This is a genomic window from Pseudomonas sp. GW821-FHT07G10 (genome assembly GCF_059418545.1).
Genome location: NZ_JBWKQB010000036.1, coordinates 35,335 through 55,437, shown reverse-complemented (window position 1 = coordinate 55,437; position 20,103 = coordinate 35,335). Strand labels below are relative to the sequence as shown.

The window sequence follows — 20,103 nt, the reverse complement described above, 5'->3', positions numbered from 1 at the left end:
CCCCCCCCCCCCCCCCCCCCCCCCCCCCCCCCCCCCCCCCCCCCCCCCCCCCCCCCCCCCCCCCCAGGCTCCTACAGATGGGGTAGTGCGGCTACCGAGGGTGGCACAAAATCAAACGCCGCCAGTTGAAAGCCCTGCTCATCCACCTGCAGCGCCCAGCCCTGACGATCCCAATCTCCCAGCACAATGCGCCTGGCCGCCTGCTCGCCAATCTGCAGTTTGTGGATGGCAGGGCGGTGGGTGTGGCCGTGGACCAGGGTTTTCACGCCGTACTGCTGCATGATCCGCGGGATTTCCTCGGGGGTGACGTCGACGATGTCGTTGGCTTTCATCCGGTTTTGCGCGCGGCTTTCGCTGCGCAGCTTGCGCGCCAGTTTGTGCCGGGTGCACAGCGGCAGATGGCGCAGCACGAACAAGGTGACGGGATTGCGCAGGTAACGGCGCAATTTCATGTAGCTTTCATCACGGGTGCAGAGGCTGTCGCCGTGCATCAACAGCACTGGCTCACCTGCGAGCTGCACGACACTCGGGTCCTTGAGCAGGGTGCAGCCGGCTGCTTTGCAGAAGGCCTTGCCGAGCAGGAAGTCGCGATTGCCGTGCATCAGAAAAATCTGTGTGCCGCTCTCGCTGAGTTCGCGAAGAGCCTGGCAAATGGAGCGTTGGAAGGAGGTCATGGCGTCGTCGCCAATCCACACCTCGAAAAAGTCGCCCAGAATGTACAGCGCGGTCGCCGAGCGGGCGCGGGTGGCGAGCAAATCCAGAAACGCCCGGGTAATGTCCGGGCGCTCCTCTTCCAGATGTAAATCTGAAATCAGCAATATCACTCAATGATCTCGGCTTTCTCGATGATCACGTCGTCTGCTGGAACGTCCTGGTGGCCGGCCTTCATGGTGGTCGAAACACCTTTGATCTTGTCGACGACGTCGGTGCCGGCGGTCACTTTACCGAACACGGCATAACCCCAACCCTGAACGTTCTTGCCGCTGTGGTTGAGGAAGCTGTTGTCGGCAACGTTGATGAAGAACTGCGCGGAAGCCGAATGCGGCTCCATGGTACGCGCCATGGCGACGGTGTACTTGTCGTTGGAAAGACCGTTGTCAGCTTCGTTCTGGATGCTAGGACGCTTGTCTTTCTTTTCTTTCATGCCTGGCTCGAAACCGCCGCCCTGGATCATGAAGTTGCCGATGACACGGTGGAAAACGGTGTTTTCGTAATGGCCGGCTTTAACGTATTCGAGGAAGTTGGCCACGGTGATCGGGGCTTTCTCGGCGTTCAGCTCCAGGACGATGTCGCCGTGGTTGGTGGTCAGTTTGACTTGAGTCATGATGGGTACTCTATTCAAGGAATTCGTGGCTTTCGGGGCGCAGCATGACGCGTGCGAGCCCACACCTGTTTGGCAAAAACTCACCAAGGTGCGCAGTTTAGCGTGACGGCGGCGAATTTCGAGGCTGTTTTTCACTTCAGGCACATTAAAAGCAGCAGTTTTAGGGCCTGCTCTGTCAGGTGCTTGACAGCATCGGCTATGATAGGCGCTTTGATTTATCAGGCCCGCTACCTGGCCACGCACTTGTACGTCAAGGATCCTATGAGCAAGCCCACTGTCGACCCTACCTCGAATTCCAAGACCGGACCTGCCGTTCCAGTCAACTTCCTGCGCCCGATCATCCAGGCGGACCTGGACTCGGGTAAGCACACGCAGATCGTGACCCGCTTCCCGCCAGAGCCCAACGGCTACCTGCACATCGGTCACGCCAAGTCGATCTGTGTGAACTTCGGCCTGGCCGAAGAGTTCGGTGGCGTCACGCACCTGCGTTTTGACGACACCAACCCGGCCAAGGAAGACCAGGAATACATCGACGCCATTGAAAGCGACATCAAATGGCTGGGCTTCCAATGGTCCGGTGAAGTGCGCTATGCCTCGCAGTATTTCGACCAGCTGCACGATTGGGCGGTGGAGCTGATCAAGGCTGGCAAGGCCTACGTTTGCGACCTGACCCCGGAGCAAGCCAGGGAGTACCGTGGCAGCCTGACCGAGCCGGGCAAGAACAGTCCGTTCCGTGAGCGCAGCGTCGAAGAGAACCTCGACCTGTTCGCCCGCATGAAGGCTGGCGAATTCAAGGATGGCGCGCGTGTACTGCGAGCGAAGATCGACATGGCCTCGCCGAACATGAATCTGCGCGACCCGATCCTGTATCGCATCCGTCACGAGCACCACCACCAGACCGGTGACAAGTGGTGCATCTACCCGAACTACGACTTCACCCACGGTCAGTCGGACGCCATCGAAGGCATCACCCACTCGATCTGCACCCTGGAGTTCGAAGGCCACCGCCCGCTGTACGACTGGTTCCTCGACAACCTGCCAGTTCCGGCGCACCCGCGTCAGTACGAGTTCTCGCGGTTGAACCTGAACTACACCATCACCAGCAAGCGCAAGCTCAAGCAGTTGGTCGACGAGAAACACGTTAACGGCTGGGACGACCCGCGCATGTCCACACTGTCGGGTTTCCGCCGTCGTGGCTACACCCCGAAATCGATCCGCAACTTCTGCGACATGGTCGGCACCAACCGTTCCGAAGGCGTGGTCGACTTCGGCATGCTGGAATTCAGCATCCGCGACGACCTCGACCACAGCGCCCCGCGTGCCATGTGCGTGCTGCGTCCGCTGAAAGTCGTGATCAGCAACTACCCGGAAGGCCAGGTCGAGAACCTCGAACTGCCGTGCCACCCGAAAGAAGACATGGGCGTACGGGCTCTGCCGTTCGCCCGTGAGATCTACATCGACCGTGAAGACTTCATGGAAGAGCCGCCAAAAGGCTACAAACGCCTGGAACCGAATGGCGAAGTGCGTCTGCGCGGCAGCTACGTGATCCGTGCCGACGAAGCGATCAAGGACGCCGATGGCAACATCGTCGAACTGCGTTGCTCGTACGATCCGGACACCCTGGGCAAGAACCCTGAAGGCCGCAAGGTCAAAGGCGTGATTCACTGGGTGCCGGCAGCGGCCAGCGTCGAGTGTGAAGTTCGTCTGTACGATCGCCTGTTCCGTTCGCCGAACCCTGAGAAGGCCGAAGACAGCGCCGGTTTCCTGGACAACATCAACCCTGATTCGCTGCAGGTGCTTACCGGTTGTCGTGCTGAGCCTTCGTTGGGCAATGCACAGCCGGAAGACCGTTTCCAGTTCGAGCGCGAAGGTTACTTCGTCGCGGATATCAAGGACTCGAAACCCGGTCACCCGGTATTCAACCGCACCGTGACCCTGCGTGATTCGTGGGGCCAGTGATTTAGAGCCAAGGAACAATCGTGCTTACGATCTACAACACGCTCACCAAGAGCAAAGAAGTCTTCAAGCCGCTGGATGGCAACAAGGTGCGCATGTACGTCTGCGGGATGACCGTGTACGACTACTGCCACCTGGGCCACGGGCGCAGCATGGTTGCGTTTGACCTGGTGACCCGCTGGTTGCGGTTCAGCGGTTATGACCTGACCTACGTGCGTAACATCACCGACATCGAAGACAAGATCATCAATCGCGCCCGTGAAAACGGCGAGCCGTACGACGTGTTGACCGAGCGCATGATCGCGGCGATGCACGAAGACGAGTCGCGCTTGAACATCCTCAAGCCGGACATGGAGCCACGGGCTACCGATTACATCCCCGGCATGCAGGCGATGATCCAGACCTTGATCGACAAGGGCTATGCCTACGCGCCGGGCAACGGCGACGTGTACTACCGCGTCGGCAAGTTCATGGGTTACGGCAAGCTGTCGCGCAAGAAGATCGAAGACCTGCGCATCGGCGCCCGCATTGAAGTCGACGAGTCGAAACAGGACCCGCTGGACTTCGTCCTGTGGAAAGCCGCCAAGCCGGGCGAGCCGAGCTGGGAATCGCCGTGGGGCGCCGGGCGTCCGGGCTGGCACATTGAGTGCTCGGTGATGTCGACCTGCTGCCTGGGCGAGACCTTCGACATTCATGGCGGTGGCAGCGACCTCGAGTTCCCGCACCATGAAAACGAAATCGCCCAGAGCGAAGCGGCCACCGGCAAGACCTACGCCAACGCGTGGATGCATTGCGGGATGATTCGCATCAATGGCGAGAAGATGTCCAAGTCCTTGAACAACTTCTTCACCATTCGCGACGTCCTCGACAAGTACCACCCGGAAGTCGTGCGTTACCTGCTGGTGTCGAGCCACTACCGCAGCGCGATCAACTACTCGGAAGACAACCTCAAGGACGCCAAAGGCGCTCTGGAGCGTTTCTACCACGCGTTGAAAGGCCTGCCGACGGTTCCGGCCGCCGGTGGCGAAGCCTTCGTCGAGCGTTTTACCCAAGTGATGAACGACGACTTCGGCACGCCGGAAGCCTGCGCGGTGCTGTTCGAGATGGTCCGTGAGATCAACCGTCTGCGTGAGAGTGATCTGAACGCGGCGGCCGGTCTGGCGGCACGCTTGAAAGAACTGGCCAGCGTGCTCGGTGTGTTGCAACTGCAAGCGGACGACTTCCTGCAAGCAGGTGCCGAAGGTCGGGTCGATGCAGCAGAAGTCGATGCGCTGATTCAGGCGCGCCTGACAGCCCGTGCCAACAAGGACTGGGCCGAATCGGACCGCATCCGCGACCAACTTACCGCCATGGGCGTGGTGCTGGAGGACGGCAAGGGCGGCACGACGTGGCGCCTGGCTGACTAAGGCCGGCGTTTGCTGCAAACAAAAACCCGCCTTGTGCGGGTTTTTGTTTTTGGAAAGGTCGGGTTGATCGTTTGATCGTTGATCGTTCCCACGCTCCGCGTGGGAATGCAGCCCGGGACGCTCCGCGTCCCAACAGCGGACGCAGAGCGTCCATTGAGGCGTTCCCACGCGGAGCGTGGGAACGATCATTTCAGCCGCTACCGGTCTTTTTGCAGGCACATTCCGAGAAAGGGGAGAGCAGCCCCCCAAACGCAAAAACGACACCCGAAGGTGCCGTTTCTGTTTTCTGCTGCCTGTCGCTTAAGCGATCAACCGGCCAGGCCTGTCTGCTGAACCAGCGTCAGCAACGGCTGTGGGTACAGGCCGAGGAAGAACGCCAGAACAGCGATGGCCAGCAGCATGACGCCACCGGCACGTTGTTCCCAGTGCAGCTGGGCGTCAACGCGACGCAGGTTCGGTTCGATCAGATACAGAGTGACCATCACACGCAGGTAGTAGAAGACGCCGATGGCACTACCCAGTACCAGAGAGCCGACCAGCCACCACTGGTGGGATTCGACACCGGTGGCGATGATGTAGAACTTGCCGATGAAGCCTGCGGTCAGCGGAATGCCGGCCAGCGACAGCATCATTACGGTCAGCACGGCGGTCAGGTACGGACGGCGCCAGAACAGGCCGCGGTATTCGTACAGGGCATCTGCGTCGCGGCCTTTGTACGGCGAGGACATCAGGGTGATTACGCCGAATGCGCCGAGGCTGGTGATCACGTAGGTGACCAGGTAAACGCCGATGGCTTCCACTGCCAGACCTTTGCTCGCCACCAGGGCGATCAGCAGGTAACCGAAGTGCGCGATGGAGGAGTAACCCAGCAGACGCTTGAGGTTGCTCTGGGTCAGTGCCAACAGGTTACCAAACAGGATCGAGGCGATCGCAATGATGGTCAGAACGTTGCTCAGTATGCCACTGCTGGCCACCGGCGAGATCTGGAACAGACGCAGCATCACCGCGAATACCGCAACCTTGCTCGCGGTGGCGAGGAAGGCTGCGACCGGAGCAGGAGCGCCTTCGTACACGTCGGGGGTCCAGAGGTGGAAGGGCACCAGCGACAACTTGAACGCCAGGCCGATCAGCATCATGGCCAGGCCCAGTTGCGCGATCGGGCTTGGCAGACCGGTAGCGGCCAGTGCGTGACCGATGCCGCTGAAGCTCAGGGTACCGGCCTCTGCGTAAAGCAGCGCCATGCCGAACAACAGGAACGCGGAACCGGCGGCCGACAGCACCATGTACTTGATGCCGGCTTCCAGGGAGCGCTTGTTGAAGAAGGCATACGCCACCAGGCCGTAGACTGGAACCGAGAGCAGTTCCAGGCCGACGAACAAGCCGGCCAGGTGCTGCGCGCTGACCAGAACCAAACCGCCGGCCGCAGCCATCAGGATCAGCAGGTACAGCTCTTCGCGGTTGCCCGGGTAACCCGTACTGCCATCGCCGAGGTAGGCGTGGGCGAGGGTCACACAGGCCAGGGTAGCGACCAGGATCAACGCCATGTAGAGGCAGGCGAAGCTATCGATCTGCAGCAGCGGGGTCACGGCCAGAGGCGCGACTTTCAGGGCCGGGAGGATCGACAGCAGGGCCAGGTTGAGACCGGCTACTGAAAGCAGGAAGGTCTGTGAGTGGTTGCGACGCCAGGCGATCGCCATCATCACCACGATAATCGTGGCGCTGGTAATCAGCAGCGGCGCAAGCGCGATAAAGTGTTGAGTCGTCAGGTCCATAGCGCTCTTACCGGGCCGAAGCGAGTTGAGTGGAGGCGGTGCCGAACCATTGCTGCACGCCATGCATCGTCGCGGCAGAGGTATCGAGGAACGGTTGCGGGTAAATGCCGATGTAGACCAGCAGCCCTGCAAGTCCAACCACCATGATCAGTTCGCGAGCATCCATGCCGTGCAGTATTTCGTCCGACTTGGACGGGCCGAAGTAGGCACGGTGGATCATGATCAGCGAATAGACCGAACCGAACACCAGACCGGAAGTGGCAATCGCGGTGATCCATGGCGCTCTGGCAAAGTTGCCCAGCAGGATCAGGAATTCGCCGACGAAGTTACCGGTACCCGGCAAACCCAGCGAAGCGGCTGCAAAGAACAGGCTGACCGCCGGCAGATACGCAATGCGTGACCACAGGCCACCCATCTCGCGCATGTCGCGAGTGTGCATGCGCTCGTACAACTGGCCGCTGATGATAAAGAGTGCGGCTGCCGAAACACCGTGCGCCAGCATCTGCATCACCGCGCCTTGCAGCGCCAGCTGGCTGCCGGAGTAGATCCCGATCAGCACGAAGCCCATGTGCGCAACGCTGGAGAAGGCGATCAGACGCTTGATGTCGGTTTGGGCGAACGCCAGGAACGCACCGTAGAAGATCCCGACCAGACCCAGGGTCATGGCGATCGGCGCGAACTCGGCCGAAGCATTCGGGAACAGCGGCAGGGCGAAACGCAACATCCCATAAGCAGCGGTCTTCAACAAGATACCGGCCAGGTCGACGGAACCGGCGGTCGGCGCCTGGGCGTGCGCATCCGGTAGCCAGGAGTGGAACGGCACCACGGGCAGCTTCACCGCGAAGGCGATGAAGAAGCCGAGCATCAGGATGTATTCGGTGGTCTGCGACATCTTGGTTTTCAGCAGCTGGGAGTAATCGAACGTGATCACCCCGGTGCTGTTGAAGTTGACCAGCACCAGACCCAGGATCGCCACCAACATGATCAGGCCGCTGGCCTGGGTGAAGATGAAGAACTTGGTCGCCGCGTAGATCCGGGTTTTCTTGCCGTCCGATGAACTATGACCCCAGAGCGCGATGAGGAAGTACATCGGCACCAGCATCATTTCCCAGAAGAAGAAGAACATGAACAGGTCGAGGGCGAGGAACACACCGACGACACCGCCCAGGATCCACATCAGGTTCAGGTGGAAGAAGCCCACGTGACGCTGGATCTCTTTCCAGGAGCAGAGTACCGAGAGGACACCCAGCAGACCGGTCAGCAGGATCATCAACAGCGACAGGCCGTCGAGGGCCAGGTGCACGTTGATGCCGAAGCGCTCGATCCAGACGTGCTTGAACTCAATCACCCAGGTCGGATCGGCGCCAGGCGCCGGTGCAAATGAATAGTCACCATGGGCCCACAGCCAGAGGCCGAGAGCGAGTTCCAGGGACATGGTCAGCAACGCAATCCAGCGTGGCAGGGTAGCGCCGAAGCGCTCACCCATCCAGCACAGCAGGCCGCCGATAAAGGGGATCAGGATTAGCCAAAGCAGAATCATGACGGGCTCAATTCCTTTCGCAATTTCGCAAGGTTCATATCAGACCGCTACCAACACAATGGCACCGATTACCAGCACGGCACCTGCGGCCATGGAAGCTGCATACCAACGCAGCTGGCCAGTCTCGGTACGGCTCAGGGAGTGATGTCCACCCTTGGCCATACGCGGGATCAAACCAATGGTCTGATCGAGCGGGTCTTTGCGCAGTACATGGTTGATCATCAGGTACGGCTTGACGAACAGCTTGTCGTAGATCCAGTCGAAGCCCCAGGCGGCGAACCACCAGGCCGAGAGCAGACGACCGATGCCGCTGTTGGCGATGGCGGTGACGAAGCGACGCTTGCCGAGGAACAGCAGTGCTGCCAGCAGGATACCGGACAGGGCGATAGCACCTGAGGCGATTTCCAGGCTGTGCTTGGCTTCGCCGCCGGCGTGGCCGACGCTTTCCGGCAGTACACCGTGCAGCGGTGGAACGATCATGGCGCCGATGAAGGTCGACAGGATGATCAGCACCGACAGTGGCAGCCAGTGGGCAATACCGTGACCGGCGTGGGCTTCGGTCTTCACTTCACCGTGGAACGTGATGAAGATCAGGCGGAAGGTGTACAGCGAGGTCATGAAGGCACCCACCAGACCGGCGTACAGCAGGCCGTGGTTACCGCTGGCGAAGGCTTCCCAGAGGATTTCGTCCTTGGAGTAGAAACCTGCGGTCACCAGTGGCAGGGCCGCCAGCGCGGCACCGCCGACGATGAAGCTGACATAGGCCAAAGGCAGTTTCTTCCACAGGCCGCCCATCTTGAAGATGTTCTGCTCGTGGTGGCAGGCAACGATCACCGAACCGGATGCAAGGAACAGCAGCGCCTTGAAGAAGGCGTGGGTCATCAGGTGGAAGATCGCGCCTTCCCAGGCACCGACACCCAGGGCCAGGAACATATAGCCGATCTGGCTCATGGTCGAGTAGGCGAGGACGCGTTTGATGTCGGTCTGCACCAGCGCGGCGAAGCCGGCCAGTACCAGAGTCACGCCACCGACGATCCCTACTAGATGCAGGATATCCGGCGCCAAAGCAAACAGACCGTGGGTACGAGCGATCAGGTAGACACCGGCGGTCACCATGGTCGCGGCGTGGATCAGTGCCGAGACCGGGGTAGGGCCGGCCATCGCGTCTGCCAGCCAGGTTTGCAGCGGCAGTTGCGCGGATTTACCGACGGCACCACCGAGCAACATCAGGGTCGCCAGAACGATCCAGAAGTCGCCGACCTTGAAGTGTTCCGGAGCACGAACCATCAGCTCTTGAATGTTCAGCGTGCCCAGTTGCTGGAACAGGATGAACAGGCCGATGGCCAAGAACACGTCGCCGACACGGGTGACGATAAAGGCCTTGAGTGCGGCGTTACCGTTGTTGCGGTTGCTGTAGTAGAAACCGATCAACAGGTAGCTGCACAGGCCCACGCCTTCCCAACCGAAGTACAGGAACAGCAGGTTATCGCCCAGGACCAGGAACAGCATGCTGGCGATAAACAGGTTGGTGTAGGCGAAGAAGCGCGAGTAACCGGCTTCACCGCGCATGTACCAGGAGGCGAACAGGTGGATCAGAAAGCCCACGCCCACCACCACACCGAGCATGGTCACGGACAGACCATCCAGGTACAGGGCGAAGTTCGGCGTAAAGCCTTCCACCGCTATCCACTGCCACAACACCTGGGTGTAGTGGCCGCCTTCAGGCGGTGCGACGTTGAATTGCCAGATCACATAGGTGGCGACAATGGCCGAGAGGCCAACGGAGCCGACGCCGATCAATGCCGAGAGGTTTTCCGAGAGGCGTCCCCGAGAGAACGCCAGCAGCACAAAACCGATCAGAGGGAACAGGAAAGTCAGATAGAGAAGGTTCATCCGCGCATCTCGCTGGCAGCGTCGATATCGAGAGTGTGGAAGCGGCGATACAGCTGCAACAGAATCGCCAGGCCAATACTGGCCTCGGCGGCTGCCAGGCTGAGCACCAGGATGAACATGATCTGTCCATCCGGCTGCGCCCATCTTGCACCTGCAACGATGAAGGCCAGACCAGAGGCGTTCATCATGATCTCCAGGCTCATCAGCACAAAGAGAATGTTGCGGCGGACCATCAGGCCGACCAGACCGAGGCAGAACAGGACGCCGGCGACAGCCAGGCCATGCTCCAACGGGATAGAACCAAGAGTGATAGCAGGCATGGTCTTACTCCTTCGCCTCGTTGCGGCCCAGGTGGAACGCCGTGACGGCTGCAGCGAGCAGCAGCATCGAGGCGAGTTCGACCACCAGTAGATAAGGACCGAACAGGCTGATGCCCACGGCCTTGGAGTCTACGGTGGTTTGACCGATGCCGGTGCCGGCGGAATGGCTGAACAGTACATACAGCAATTCAGCCAGCAGCAGTGCAGCGAGTACGACCGGACCACCCCAGATACCGGGTTTGAGCCAGACGCGCTCTTGCTGAACCGAGGCCGGGCCCAGGTTCAGCATCATCACCACGAACACGAACAGCACCAGGATGGCGCCGGCGTAGGCGATCACTTCCAGTACACCGGCGAATGGAGCACCGAGACTGAAAAAGGTCATCGCCACCGCGAGCAGCGAAATAATCAGGTAGAGCAGGGCGTGCACAGGGTTGGTGTTGGTGATCACGCGAAGCGTGGACACAACGGCAACACCTGATGCGAAATAGAAAGCGAATTCCATCTTTCTTCCTTAAGGCAGCAAGCTCTTCACGTTGATCGGTTCGGCTTCATTTTGCGCGGAGCCTTTTGGCTTACCGGCAATGGCCATACCTGCAACACGATAGAAGTTGTAATCAGGGTTCTTGCCGGGACCGGAGATCAGCAGATCTTCTTTCTCGTAAACCAGGTCCTGACGTTTGAACTCGGCCATCTCGAAATCCGGTGTCAGCTGGATCGCAGTGGTCGGGCAGGCTTCCTCGCAGAGGCCGCAGAAAATGCAACGCGAGAAGTTGATGCGGAAGAAGTCCGGGTACCAGCGACCGTCCTCGGTTTCAGCTTTCTGCAGCGAGATGCAACCCACCGGACACGCTACGGCGCACAGGTTGCAGGCTACACAGCGCTCTTCGCCGTCGGGGTCGCGGGTCAGGACGATGCGCCCACGGAAGCGCGGCGGCAGGTACACCGCCTCTTCCGGGTACTGCAGCGTGTCGCGCTTGCGGAAGGCGTGGCCAAATATCATCACCAGGCTGCGAAGCTGGGTGAAGAAGCCATGCACGATGTCAAAAGTATACTTGAACATGATTCTCTATCCTCACTGAGCCGCGACGGCGGGCGTGTTCAACAACACGATCGCAGCGGTCACCAGCAGATTGATCAGGGTCAGCGGCAGGCAGAATTTCCAGCCGAAATCCATCACTTGGTCATACCGTGGGCGCGGAATCGATGCGCGCAGCAGGATGAAGATCATGATGAAAAACGCGGTCTTCAGAGCAAACCAGATGAACGGGATCTGCGGCAAAATGTCGAAAGGTCCGTGCCAGCCACCGAAGAACAAAGTCACCAGCAGCGCCGAGATCAACACGATGCCGATGTACTCACCGACGAAGAACATGCCCCATTTCATGCCAGCGTATTCAATGTGGTAACCGTCGGCCAGTTCCTGCTCCGCTTCCGGCTGGTCGAAGGGGTGACGGTGAGTCACGGCCACGCCAGCGATGAAGAAGGTGAGGAAGCCGAGGATCTGCGGAATGATGAACCACAGGTGCTGGGCCTGGTAATCGACGATGTCGCGCATGTTGAACGAGCCAGCCTGCGCCACGATGCCCATCAACGACAGACCCATGAACACTTCATAGGACACGGTTTGTGCCGAGGCCCGCAAGCTGCCCAACAGGGCGAACTTGTTGTTGCTCGACCAGCCGGCGAACAGCACCGCGTAGACCGACAGACCGGCCATGGCGAAGAAGAACAGCACGCCGATGTTCAGGTCCGCGACACCCCAGGTCGGGGTGATCGGGATGATTGCGAAGGCAATCAGCAAGGCGCTCATGGCCACCACCGGCGCCAAAGTGAAGATCACTTTGTCGGCGAACGGTGGCGTCCAGTCTTCCTTGAAGAACATCTTGATCATGTCGGCGGCGATCTGGAAGGCGCCGAACGGGCCAACCCGGTTCGGACCGTAACGGTCCTGCCAGAGGGCGAGCAAACGACGCTCGACCCAGCTCAGCAGCGCGCCGCAAACCACCACGGCGAGCAGAATCACGATGGCCTTGAGCACCGCGATGATCACGTCGATCACTTCAGGTGTGAACCAGGTCATTGAGCTGCCTCCTGCAGACCGTCAACGGTAAGGCCGGCGATGGCCGGTGGAATACCCGCCAGACCGGCAGGCAAAGCAACCAGGCCAGCACCCAGCTCTTCATTGATACGCAGCGGCAGACGCAGGGTCTGGCCGGCAACATTCAAGCTGAGCAGGGCACCGTCGTTGACGCCCAGACGATCCGCCTCGGATTTGGCCACACAGACGTAGGCGGCCGGGATGCGTTCCTGAACCGGAGCGGCTTTCGAAGAGTTCTCTTCACTGCCGAACAGGTGATAGAACGGCACCGCTTGCCAGGTTCCGCGAGCAGGGGAGAACGCGCCCGGAATGCTGGCGAACCAGCTCAGGCCATCACCTTGGGTTTCGATCAGGCGAGTACCCGGGTCGCCGGCACGCAGGTGACCACCGACTTCGTCCTGGAACTTGTTCCAGGCTTGCGGCGAGTTCCAGCCCGGAGACCAGGCAAATGGTACTTGCTGACGTGGTTCGGCGGAGCCCGAGTAACCTTCCATGGAGAACGAGAATGCAGTGTCGTTGTCCTGGGAAGTGCGCGGTTCGTGCACGCTGATGTCGGCGCGCATGGCGGTCCGGCCACTGTAACGTAGCGGCTCGCGAGCCAGTTTCAGACCTTTGATGCGGAACGAGGCCGACGGTGCAGCGCTGACAATGCCAGCGAGTTGCGGGTTGCTTTCGGCGCAGGCTGCAGTGACGTGGTCCAGTTGGGTCCAGTCCACCGGCTTGTTCAGCAAGGTGCTGCGCAGGGCATGCAGCCAGCGCCAGCCTTCGTGAACCAGGATGCTCGCATCCAGGTAAGTCGGGTCGAAGACCTGGAAGAAGCGCTGGGCGCGGCCTTCCTGGCTGACCAGCGTACCGTCGCCTTCAGCGAAGCTGGCGGCTGGCAGAACCAGATGTGCACGATCGCTGGTGGCAGTCTTCTGATGGTCGGTGACAATCACGACTTTTGCAGCGTTCAGTGCGGCATCGACTTTGGCTGCGTCAACGCGGGTATACAGATCATTTTCCAGTACGACGATGGCGTCGGCTTTGCCGTCGATCACCGCTTGCAGCGCAGCGTCTGCCGATCCACCACCGAGCATGGCCAGGCCGAGGCTGTTGGCCTCTGGCACGATCAGGCTGATGGAGCCGGCTTTTTCGCGCAGCTTGAGCGCTTTGGCGATGTTCGCCGCGGCTTCGATCAGCGCTTTGGAGCCCAGAGAAGTACCCGCAATGATCAGCGGACGCTTGGCTGCCAACAGGGCGTTGGCGATACGCTGCGCCAGTTCAGCCGCGTCGCTGTCCAGGCCTTCAACGGCAGGAGCGCTGGCGTCGAGGGCGTGAGCTACGGCGAAACCGATACGAGCCAGGTCGTCTGGAGCGGCGTGAACGCACTCTTCAGCCACGTCATCAAGCTTGGTTTCAGCCAGGCTGGCGATGAACAGCGGGTTCAGTTCGTGCTGACCGATGTTCTTCACCGCAGCATCCAGCCAAGGCTGAACGCGCATGGCGTCGGCCATGTCTTCGGCTTTGCCTTTGACCGATTGGCGCAGTGCCAGGGCCATACGGGCAGCGGTCTGGGTCAGGTCTTCGCCGAGGACGAAGATCGCGTCGTGGTCTTCGATCTCGCGCATGTTCGGGATCGGCAGCGGGCTGTCTTTGAGCACCTGGGCAACCAGGCGAATACGCTCCAGCTCGGACGCTTCGATACCCGAGTAGAAGTGCTCGGCACCGACCAGTTCGCGCAGGGCGAAGTTGCTTTCGAGGCTGGCGCGTGGCGAGCCGATACCGACGATGTTGCGACCGCGCAGCAGATCGGCAGCTTTATCCAGTGCAGCGTCGAGACCGAGTTTGACCTGACCGTCAGCCAGCAGTGGCTGGCGCGGACGATCTTCGCGGTTGACGTAGCCATAACCGAAACGGCCACGGTCGCAGAGGAAGTACTGGTTCACCGAACCGTTGAAACGGTTTTCGATACGACGCAGTTCGCCGTAACGTTCACCCGGGCTGATGTTGCAACCGCTGGAGCAGCCATGGCAGATGCTCGGCGAGAACTGCATGTCCCACTTGCGGTTGTAGCGCTCGGAGTGAGTCTTGTCGGTGAACACACCGGTCGGGCAGACCTCGGTGAGGTTGCCGGAGAACTCGCTTTCCAGGGTGCCGTCTTCAACGCGACCGAAGTACACGTTGTCGTGGGCGCCGAATACACCGAGGTCGGTGCCGCCGGCGTAGTCTTTATAGAAACGTACGCAGCGATAGCAGGCGATGCAGCGGTTCATTTCGTGAGAGATGAACGGGCCCAGTTGCTGGTTCTGGTGGGTACGTTTGGTGAAGCGGTAACGGCGCTCGTTGTGGCCGGTCATCACCGTCATGTCTTGCAGGTGGCAGTGACCGCCCTCCTCGCAGACCGGGCAGTCGTGCGGGTGGTTGGTCATCAGCCATTCGACGACGCTGGCGCGAAACACTTTGGCTTCTTCGTCATCGATGGAAATCCAGCTGCCGTCGGTGGCAGGTGTCATGCACGACATGACGATACGACCACGCTTGTCGTTCTCGTCGGTGTACTGCTTGACCGCGCACTGGCGACAAGCGCCAACGCTGCCAAGGGCGGGGTGCCAGCAGAAATACGGGATGTCGAGGCCTAGCGACAGACACGCCTGTAACAGGTTGTCTGCCCCATCGACTTCGAGCGATTTGCCGTCTACGTGGATAGTGGCCATGGTTCAAAGTTCTTCGTTGGCCCGGTGTCAGCGGGCGTGGCTAATGGAATCTATGTACTCGCCTGGCGCTGAAACAGGCCTGTTGAAAACTGTGTTTTCAACAGGCCTGAAGCGTCTTCAGACGATAGGAGGGCGGCACGGACCACCCTCGTTCGATACGTTTACGCGCCGACCGGAATCGGGATCGGGCGAGCCAGAGGCGGGACGACAGCACTGGTGGGTGCAATGCCGGCCTCGAACTCTGGACGGAAATATTTGATTGCGCTGCCCAATGGCTCCACGGCGCCCGGTGCGTGAGCACAGAAAGTCTTGCCAGGGCCGAGGAAACCGACCAGACCCAGCAGGGTCTCGATATCGCCGGCTTGCCCTTCACCGTTCTCGATCGCACGCAGCAGCTTGACGCTCCACGGCAGACCGTCACGGCACGGGGTGCAGAAGCCGCAGGATTCGCGGGAGAAGAACTCTTCCATGTTGCGCAGCAGGGAGACCATGTTGACGCTGTCGTCCACGGCCATTGCCAGGCCGGTACCCATACGGGTGCCGACTTTGGCGATGCCACCGGCGTACATTTGAGCGTCCAGGTGCTCAGGCAAGAGGAAGCCGGTACCGGCGCCACCTGGCTGCCAGCACTTGAGCTTGAAGCCGTCGCGCATGCCGCCGGCGTAGTCTTCGAACAGCTCGCGAGCGGTCACGCCGAACGGCAGTTCCCACAGGCCGGGGTTCTTCACTTTGCCGGAGAAGCCCATCAGCTTGGTGCCGTGGTCTTCGCTGCCTTCACGGGCCAGGGATTTGTACCAGTCAACACCGTCGGCGATGATCGCCGGCACGTTGCACAGGGTTTCGACGTTGTTCACGCAAGTCGGCTTGCCCCACACGCCAACGGCGGCAGGGAAGGGCGGCTTGGAGCGCGGGTTGGCGCGGCGGCCTTCGAGGGAGTTGATCAGTGCGGTTTCTTCACCGCAGATGTAACGCCCGGCGCCGGTGTGGACGAACAGTTCGAAATCGAAGCCGCTGCCCAGAATGTTCTTGCCCAGCAGGCCCGCGGCTTTTGCTTCTTCCACAGCACGGTTCAGGTGCTTGGCGGCGGTGGTGTATTCGCCGCGCAGGAAGATGTAGCCACGGTAGGTTTTCAGCGCGCGAGCACTGATCAGCATGCCTTCGATCAGCAGATGGGGCAGTTGCTCCATCAGCATGCGGTCTTTCCAGGTGTTGGGTTCCATCTCATCCGCGTTGCACAGCAAGTAGCGGATGTTGATGGATTCGTCCTTGGGCATCAGGCCCCACTTCACACCCGTGGGGAAGCCTGCGCCACCGCGACCCTTGAGGCCGGAGTCTTTGACGGTCTGGACGATATCGTCCTGAGACATATCGGCGAATGCCTTGCGCGCAGCGGCGTAGCCATTCTTGGCCTGGTACTCGTCGAGCCAGACGGCTTCGCCGTCGTCACGCAGACGCCAGGTCAACGGATGGGTTTGTGCACTGCGCTTGATGCGGTTGGCAGGGCCGAAGGAAGTCAGGGTCATACGTAGCCCTCCAACAGTTTGGCAACGCCAGCAGGCTGTACATTACCGAAAGTGTCGTCGTCGATCATCAGCGCAGGTGCCTTGTCGCAGTTGCCGAGGCAGCAGACCGGTAGCAGTGTGAAGCGACCGTCGGCGGTGGTTTGACCCAGGCCGATGCCGAGATTGCTCTGGATCTCGCTGACCACCGACTCGTGACCGCCGATAAAGCAGACCATGCTGTCGCAGACGCGAATGATGTGACGGCCCACTGGCTGACGGAAGATCTGGCTGTAGAACGTCGCCACGCCCTCAACGTCGCTGGCCGGAATGCCGAGGATCTCGCCGATGGCGTAGAGCGCGCCATCAGGCACCCAGCCACGTTCCTTCTGGACAATCTTCAGGGCTTCGATCGACGCCGCGCGCGGGTCTTCGTAGTGATGCAGCTCGTGCTCGATGGCCGAGCGCTCGGTTTCGCTGAGGGCGAAACGGTCTGTCTGGATAAGCGTGCTGTTCATGCTTAGCGGTCCACGTCGGCCATAACGAAATCGATACTACCCAGGTACGCGATCAAGTCCGCGACCATGCTGCCTTTGATCACCGAAGGGATCTGCTGCAAGTGCGGGAAGCTTGGGGTACGAATCCGGGTGCGGTAGCTCATGGTGCCGCCATCGCTCGTCAGGTAATAACTGTTGATACCCTTGGTCGCTTCAATCATCTGGAAGGATTCGTTGGCCGGCATGACCGGGCCCCACGAAACTTGCAGGAAGTGCGTGATCAGGGTTTCGATGTGCTGCAGCGTGCGCTCTTTAGGCGGCGGCGTGGTCAGCGGGTGATCCGCTTTGTACGGGCCTTCCGGCATGTTGCGCAGGCACTGGTCGATGATCTTGACGCTCTGGCGCATTTCTTCGACGCGAACCATGCAGCGGTCGTAGGCATCGCCATTGGCCGCCAGCGGAACTTCGAATTCGAAGTTCTCGTAGCCCGAATACGGGCGGGCTTTACGCAGGTCGAAATCACAGCCGGTGGAACGCAAGCCAGAACCGGTGACGCCCCATTCCAGGGCTTCTTTGGTGTTGTAGGCCGCGACGCCGATGGTCCGGCCACGCAGGATGCTGTTCTGCAGCGCGGCTTTCTCGTACTCGTCGAGGCGCTTTGGCAGCCATTCGACGAAGTCCTTGACCAGTTTGTCCCAGCCGCGTGGCAGATCGTGCGCGACGCCGCCGATGCGGTACCAGGCCGGGTGCAGACGGAAGCCGGTGATGGCTTCGATCACGGTGTAGGCTTTTTGCCGGTCGGTGAAGGTGAAGAACACCGGGGTCATGGCGCCGACGTCCTGGATATAAGTACCCAGGAACAACAGGTGGCTGGTGATCCGGAAGAACTCGGCCATCATGATGCGGATGACGTCGACCTTCTCCGGCACCTTGATGCCGGCCAGTTTCTCGACCGAGAGCACGTACGGCAGGTTGTTCATCACGCCGCCGAGGTAGTCGATCCGGTCGGTGTACGGGATGAAGCTGTGCCAGGACTGACGCTCGGCCATTTTCTCGGCGCCACGGTGGTGGTAACCGACGTCCGGAACGCAGTCGACGATTTCTTCACCGTCAAGTTGCAGGATGATACGGAACGCACCGTGAGCCGAAGGGTGGTTCGGGCCAAGGTTGAGGAACATGTAGTCCTCGTTGGCGCCGGAACGCTTCATGCCCCAGTCTTCCGGTTTGAAGCGCGCGGCTTCTTCTTCCAGCTGTTGCTTGGCCAGGGTCAGGCTGAACGGGTCGAATTCGGTGGCGCGGGCCGGGAAATCCTTGCGCAGCGGGTGACCTTCCCAGGTCGGCGGCATCATGATCCGGGTCAAATGAGGATGGCCGGCAAAGTCGATGCCGTACATGTCCCACACTTCACGCTCGTACCAGTTGGCGTTCGGCCAGATCGAGGTGACGGTCGGCAAACTGAGGTCGCTCTCGGACAAGGCGACCTTGATCATTACGTCACTATTACGTTCGATCGACAGCAGGTGATAGAACACGGTGAATTCGACGCCGTTCGGCAAACCCTGACGCTTGGTGCGCAGACGCTCGTCCACGCCGTGCAGGTCATACAGCATGACGTACGGCTTGGGCAGGTTACGCAGGAAAGTCAGGACTTCGATCAGTTTGGCGCGGGTAACCCAAAGCACCGGCATGCCGGTGCGGGTGGCCTGGACGGAGAACGCCTCCGGGCCAAAACGGTTGTTCAGTTCGACGACCACATCTTGGTCGTCTGCCTTATAAGGCGGGATGTACAGAGCACTGCCTGTAGTCATGGCTTTTTATCGCTTTCGGTCAACGTAAAGAATGAAACCAGGTTCTCGTTTCTTTGTAAGAGCTGAGCTGGATCAGACTTCGTCGGGGCTGCGCAGGTTGGTTACCTGAATACGCTGTTCACGGCGCTGTTCCTTTTGCGACGGCATTTCGGCGCGGTAAACGCCTTGATCACCAACGACCCAGGAAAGTGGGCGACGCTCCTGGCCAATCGACTCCTGCAAGAGCATCAAGCCTTGCAGAAAAGCTTCAGGGCGGGGCGGGCAGCCGGGCACATAGACGTCCACGGGCAGGAACTTGTCCACCCCTTGAACGACGGAATAGATGTCGTACATGCCACCGGAGTTGGCGCACGAACCCATGGAGATAACCCACTTGGGTTCCAGCATTTGCTCATAGAGACGCTGAATGATCGGCGCCATCTTGATGAAGCAGGTACCGGCAATAACCATGAAATCCGCCTGGCGCGGTGATGCCCGGATGACTTCGGCGCCAAAGCGTGCGATGTCATGGGGCGCCGTGAAGGCGGTAGTCATTTCCACGTAGCAGCACGACAGACCGAAGTTGTATGGCCACAGGGAGTTTTTACGCCCCCAGTTGACCGTACTGTTCAGCACGTCTTCGAGCTTGCCCATGAAGATATTTTTGTGGACTTGATCTTCTAACGGATCGGAAACGGTATCCCGTTCGCCGATCGGGTACTGCTCGTTAGGAGCATCCGGGTCGATCCTGGTGAGATTGTATTGCATCGCCAAAGCCTCATTGTTTTAGCTTCGCTTGCCGCTTACGACGACCTTCCGGAGCCCAATCAAGTGCCCCCACTCGCCAAAGGTAGACAAGACCTGCCAACAGAATTGCTATGAAAACGAGAGCTTCGACAAATCCGGTCCAGCCGCTTTCGCGGACGGACACAGACCAGGCAAAGAGAAAAAGGGCTTCGATATCGAAGATCACGAAGAGCATCGCGACCAGATAGAATTTGGCTGAGAGCCGCAAGCGGGCGCTACCGGTAGGCAGCATGCCGGACTCGAACGGTTCGTTTTTACTGCGGCCCCAGGCTTTGGAGCCCAGCAGGCTGGAAACACCGAGCATGAAGGCACAAAGGCCGCCAACACCCAGAAGGAAAATGGCAAAGCCCCAGTTGTGGGCCATGAGTCCTGTCGCTTCGGGCATGCTGGTAATCCTTGGCAGAGAGCAAAGGTCTCTGAGCTTGAATAGAAATAAAGCAGTGACGATATGTCGCAGCGCAATCAATCCCGGTGATTTTATGGCTAAACACCGGGCAAGTAAATT

At 60.0% G+C, this 20,103-nt stretch carries 17 protein-coding genes; 2 read left to right on the top strand and 15 right to left on the bottom strand.

Annotated features, from left to right (window positions below):
• Positions 1–71: 71 nt before the first annotated feature.
• Together lpxH and AC07O1_RS27210 are read right to left on the bottom strand one after the other, a co-directional pair.
• The gene (gene lpxH / locus AC07O1_RS27215; protein WP_495090783.1) at positions 72–824 is read right to left on the bottom strand and encodes a UDP-2,3-diacylglucosamine diphosphatase; all 753 of its coding nucleotides are present in this window, start codon (positions 822–824) and stop codon (positions 72–74) included.
• Positions 821–1,324, bottom strand: coding sequence for a peptidylprolyl isomerase (locus AC07O1_RS27210; RefSeq protein WP_495090782.1), 504 nt, complete (start codon positions 1,322–1,324; stop codon positions 821–823). The genes lpxH and AC07O1_RS27210 overlap by 4 nt, the downstream gene beginning before the upstream one ends.
• A gap of 261 nt (positions 1,325–1,585) precedes the next feature.
• Here AC07O1_RS27210 and AC07O1_RS27205 point away from each other — a divergent pair, with 261 nt between their 5' ends.
• Positions 1,586–3,283 (top strand): glutamine--tRNA ligase/YqeY domain fusion protein, encoded by a 1,698-nt coding sequence (locus tag AC07O1_RS27205; protein WP_494993357.1) that lies wholly within the window; start codon positions 1,586–1,588, stop codon positions 3,281–3,283.
• Positions 3,284–3,303: 20 nt separating this feature from the next.
• Entirely contained in the window at positions 3,304–4,686 is a 1,383-nt protein-coding gene (cysS, locus tag AC07O1_RS27200; RefSeq protein ID WP_494993356.1) for a cysteine--tRNA ligase, read from the top strand.
• A gap of 308 nt (positions 4,687–4,994) precedes the next feature.
• On the opposite strand, the gene nuoN is transcribed toward cysS, so the two are convergent.
• From nuoN to AC07O1_RS27135, 13 genes are all read right to left on the bottom strand, one after another.
• Positions 4,995–6,458 carry an NADH-quinone oxidoreductase subunit NuoN gene (nuoN, locus tag AC07O1_RS27195; RefSeq protein ID WP_495011526.1) on the bottom strand — a complete coding sequence of 488 codons (1,464 nt, stop codon included), beginning with the start codon at positions 6,456–6,458 and terminating at the stop codon, positions 4,995–4,997.
• Between the two features lie 7 nt (positions 6,459–6,465).
• On the bottom strand, positions 6,466–7,998 hold the full coding sequence (gene nuoM / locus AC07O1_RS27190) for an NADH-quinone oxidoreductase subunit M (protein WP_494993354.1): 1,533 nt from the start codon (positions 7,996–7,998) through the stop codon (positions 6,466–6,468).
• A 39-nt stretch (positions 7,999–8,037) separates the two neighbouring features.
• Positions 8,038–9,891, bottom strand: a complete 1,854-nt coding sequence (nuoL, locus tag AC07O1_RS27185; RefSeq protein WP_494993353.1) for an NADH-quinone oxidoreductase subunit L — start codon at positions 9,889–9,891, stop codon at positions 8,038–8,040.
• On the bottom strand, positions 9,888–10,211 hold the full coding sequence (nuoK, locus tag AC07O1_RS27180) for an NADH-quinone oxidoreductase subunit NuoK (protein WP_495011524.1): 324 nt from the start codon (positions 10,209–10,211) through the stop codon (positions 9,888–9,890). The genes nuoL and nuoK overlap by 4 nt, the downstream gene beginning before the upstream one ends.
• A gap of 4 nt (positions 10,212–10,215) precedes the next feature.
• The gene (gene nuoJ / locus AC07O1_RS27175; protein ID WP_495011523.1) at positions 10,216–10,716 is read right to left on the bottom strand and encodes an NADH-quinone oxidoreductase subunit J; all 501 of its coding nucleotides are present in this window, start codon (positions 10,714–10,716) and stop codon (positions 10,216–10,218) included.
• Between the two features lie 9 nt (positions 10,717–10,725).
• Positions 10,726–11,274 (bottom strand): NADH-quinone oxidoreductase subunit NuoI, encoded by a 549-nt coding sequence (nuoI, locus tag AC07O1_RS27170; RefSeq protein ID WP_494993350.1) that lies wholly within the window; start codon positions 11,272–11,274, stop codon positions 10,726–10,728.
• A 12-nt stretch (positions 11,275–11,286) separates the two neighbouring features.
• Positions 11,287–12,294: an NADH-quinone oxidoreductase subunit NuoH gene (gene nuoH / locus AC07O1_RS27165; RefSeq protein ID WP_494993349.1), complete on the bottom strand. Its 1,008-nt coding sequence runs from the start codon at positions 12,292–12,294 to the stop codon at positions 11,287–11,289.
• Positions 12,291–15,008 (bottom strand): NADH-quinone oxidoreductase subunit NuoG, encoded by a 2,718-nt coding sequence (nuoG, locus tag AC07O1_RS27160; protein WP_495011522.1) that lies wholly within the window; start codon positions 15,006–15,008, stop codon positions 12,291–12,293. The genes nuoH and nuoG overlap by 4 nt, the downstream gene beginning before the upstream one ends.
• 161 nt (positions 15,009–15,169) lie before the next feature.
• The gene (gene nuoF / locus AC07O1_RS27155; RefSeq protein WP_495011521.1) at positions 15,170–16,531 is read right to left on the bottom strand and encodes an NADH-quinone oxidoreductase subunit NuoF; all 1,362 of its coding nucleotides are present in this window, start codon (positions 16,529–16,531) and stop codon (positions 15,170–15,172) included.
• Entirely contained in the window at positions 16,528–17,025 is a 498-nt protein-coding gene (nuoE, locus tag AC07O1_RS27150) for an NADH-quinone oxidoreductase subunit NuoE (protein WP_494993346.1), read from the bottom strand. Before nuoE ends, nuoF begins: the two co-directional genes overlap by 4 nt.
• A gap of 2 nt (positions 17,026–17,027) precedes the next feature.
• The gene (gene nuoC / locus AC07O1_RS27145) at positions 17,028–18,812 is read right to left on the bottom strand and encodes an NADH-quinone oxidoreductase subunit C/D (protein WP_495011520.1); all 1,785 of its coding nucleotides are present in this window, start codon (positions 18,810–18,812) and stop codon (positions 17,028–17,030) included.
• A gap of 72 nt (positions 18,813–18,884) precedes the next feature.
• Positions 18,885–19,559 carry a NuoB/complex I 20 kDa subunit family protein gene (locus AC07O1_RS27140; protein WP_489360825.1) on the bottom strand — a complete coding sequence of 225 codons (675 nt, stop codon included), beginning with the start codon at positions 19,557–19,559 and terminating at the stop codon, positions 18,885–18,887.
• A 10-nt stretch (positions 19,560–19,569) separates the two neighbouring features.
• Positions 19,570–19,983 carry an NADH-quinone oxidoreductase subunit A gene (locus tag AC07O1_RS27135; protein ID WP_494993344.1) on the bottom strand — a complete coding sequence of 138 codons (414 nt, stop codon included), beginning with the start codon at positions 19,981–19,983 and terminating at the stop codon, positions 19,570–19,572.
• Positions 19,984–20,103 lie beyond the last annotated feature (120 nt).

Bases quoted from the DNA above. Each gene is read 5' to 3' on its own strand.
- AC07O1_RS27210 (WP_495090782.1), bottom strand. From the start codon at position 1,324: ATGACTCAAGTCAAACTGACCACCAACCACGGCGACATCGTCCTGGAG.
- AC07O1_RS27205 (WP_494993357.1), top strand. From the start codon at position 1,586: ATGAGCAAGCCCACTGTCGACCCTACCTCGAATTCCAAGACCGGACCT.
- nuoN (WP_495011526.1), bottom strand. From the start codon at position 6,458: ATGGACCTGACGACTCAACACTTTATCGCGCTTGCGCCGCTGCTGATT.
- nuoM (WP_494993354.1), bottom strand. From the start codon at position 7,998: ATGATTCTGCTTTGGCTAATCCTGATCCCCTTTATCGGCGGCCTGCTG.
- nuoL (WP_494993353.1), bottom strand. From the start codon at position 9,891: ATGAACCTTCTCTATCTGACTTTCCTGTTCCCTCTGATCGGTTTTGTG.
- nuoK (WP_495011524.1), bottom strand. From the start codon at position 10,211: ATGCCTGCTATCACTCTTGGTTCTATCCCGTTGGAGCATGGCCTGGCT.
- nuoJ (WP_495011523.1), bottom strand. From the start codon at position 10,716: ATGGAATTCGCTTTCTATTTCGCATCAGGTGTTGCCGTTGTGTCCACG.
- nuoI (WP_494993350.1), bottom strand. From the start codon at position 11,274: ATGTTCAAGTATACTTTTGACATCGTGCATGGCTTCTTCACCCAGCTT.
- nuoH (WP_494993349.1), bottom strand. From the start codon at position 12,294: ATGACCTGGTTCACACCTGAAGTGATCGACGTGATCATCGCGGTGCTC.
- nuoG (WP_495011522.1), bottom strand. From the start codon at position 15,008: ATGGCCACTATCCACGTAGACGGCAAATCGCTCGAAGTCGATGGGGCA.
- nuoF (WP_495011521.1), bottom strand. From the start codon at position 16,531: ATGACCCTGACTTCCTTCGGCCCTGCCAACCGCATCAAGCGCAGTGCA.
- nuoE (WP_494993346.1), bottom strand. From the start codon at position 17,025: ATGAACAGCACGCTTATCCAGACAGACCGTTTCGCCCTCAGCGAAACC.
- nuoC (WP_495011520.1), bottom strand. From the start codon at position 18,812: ATGACTACAGGCAGTGCTCTGTACATCCCGCCTTATAAGGCAGACGAC.
- AC07O1_RS27140 (WP_489360825.1), bottom strand. From the start codon at position 19,559: ATGCAATACAATCTCACCAGGATCGACCCGGATGCTCCTAACGAGCAG.
- AC07O1_RS27135 (WP_494993344.1), bottom strand. From the start codon at position 19,983: ATGCCCGAAGCGACAGGACTCATGGCCCACAACTGGGGCTTTGCCATT.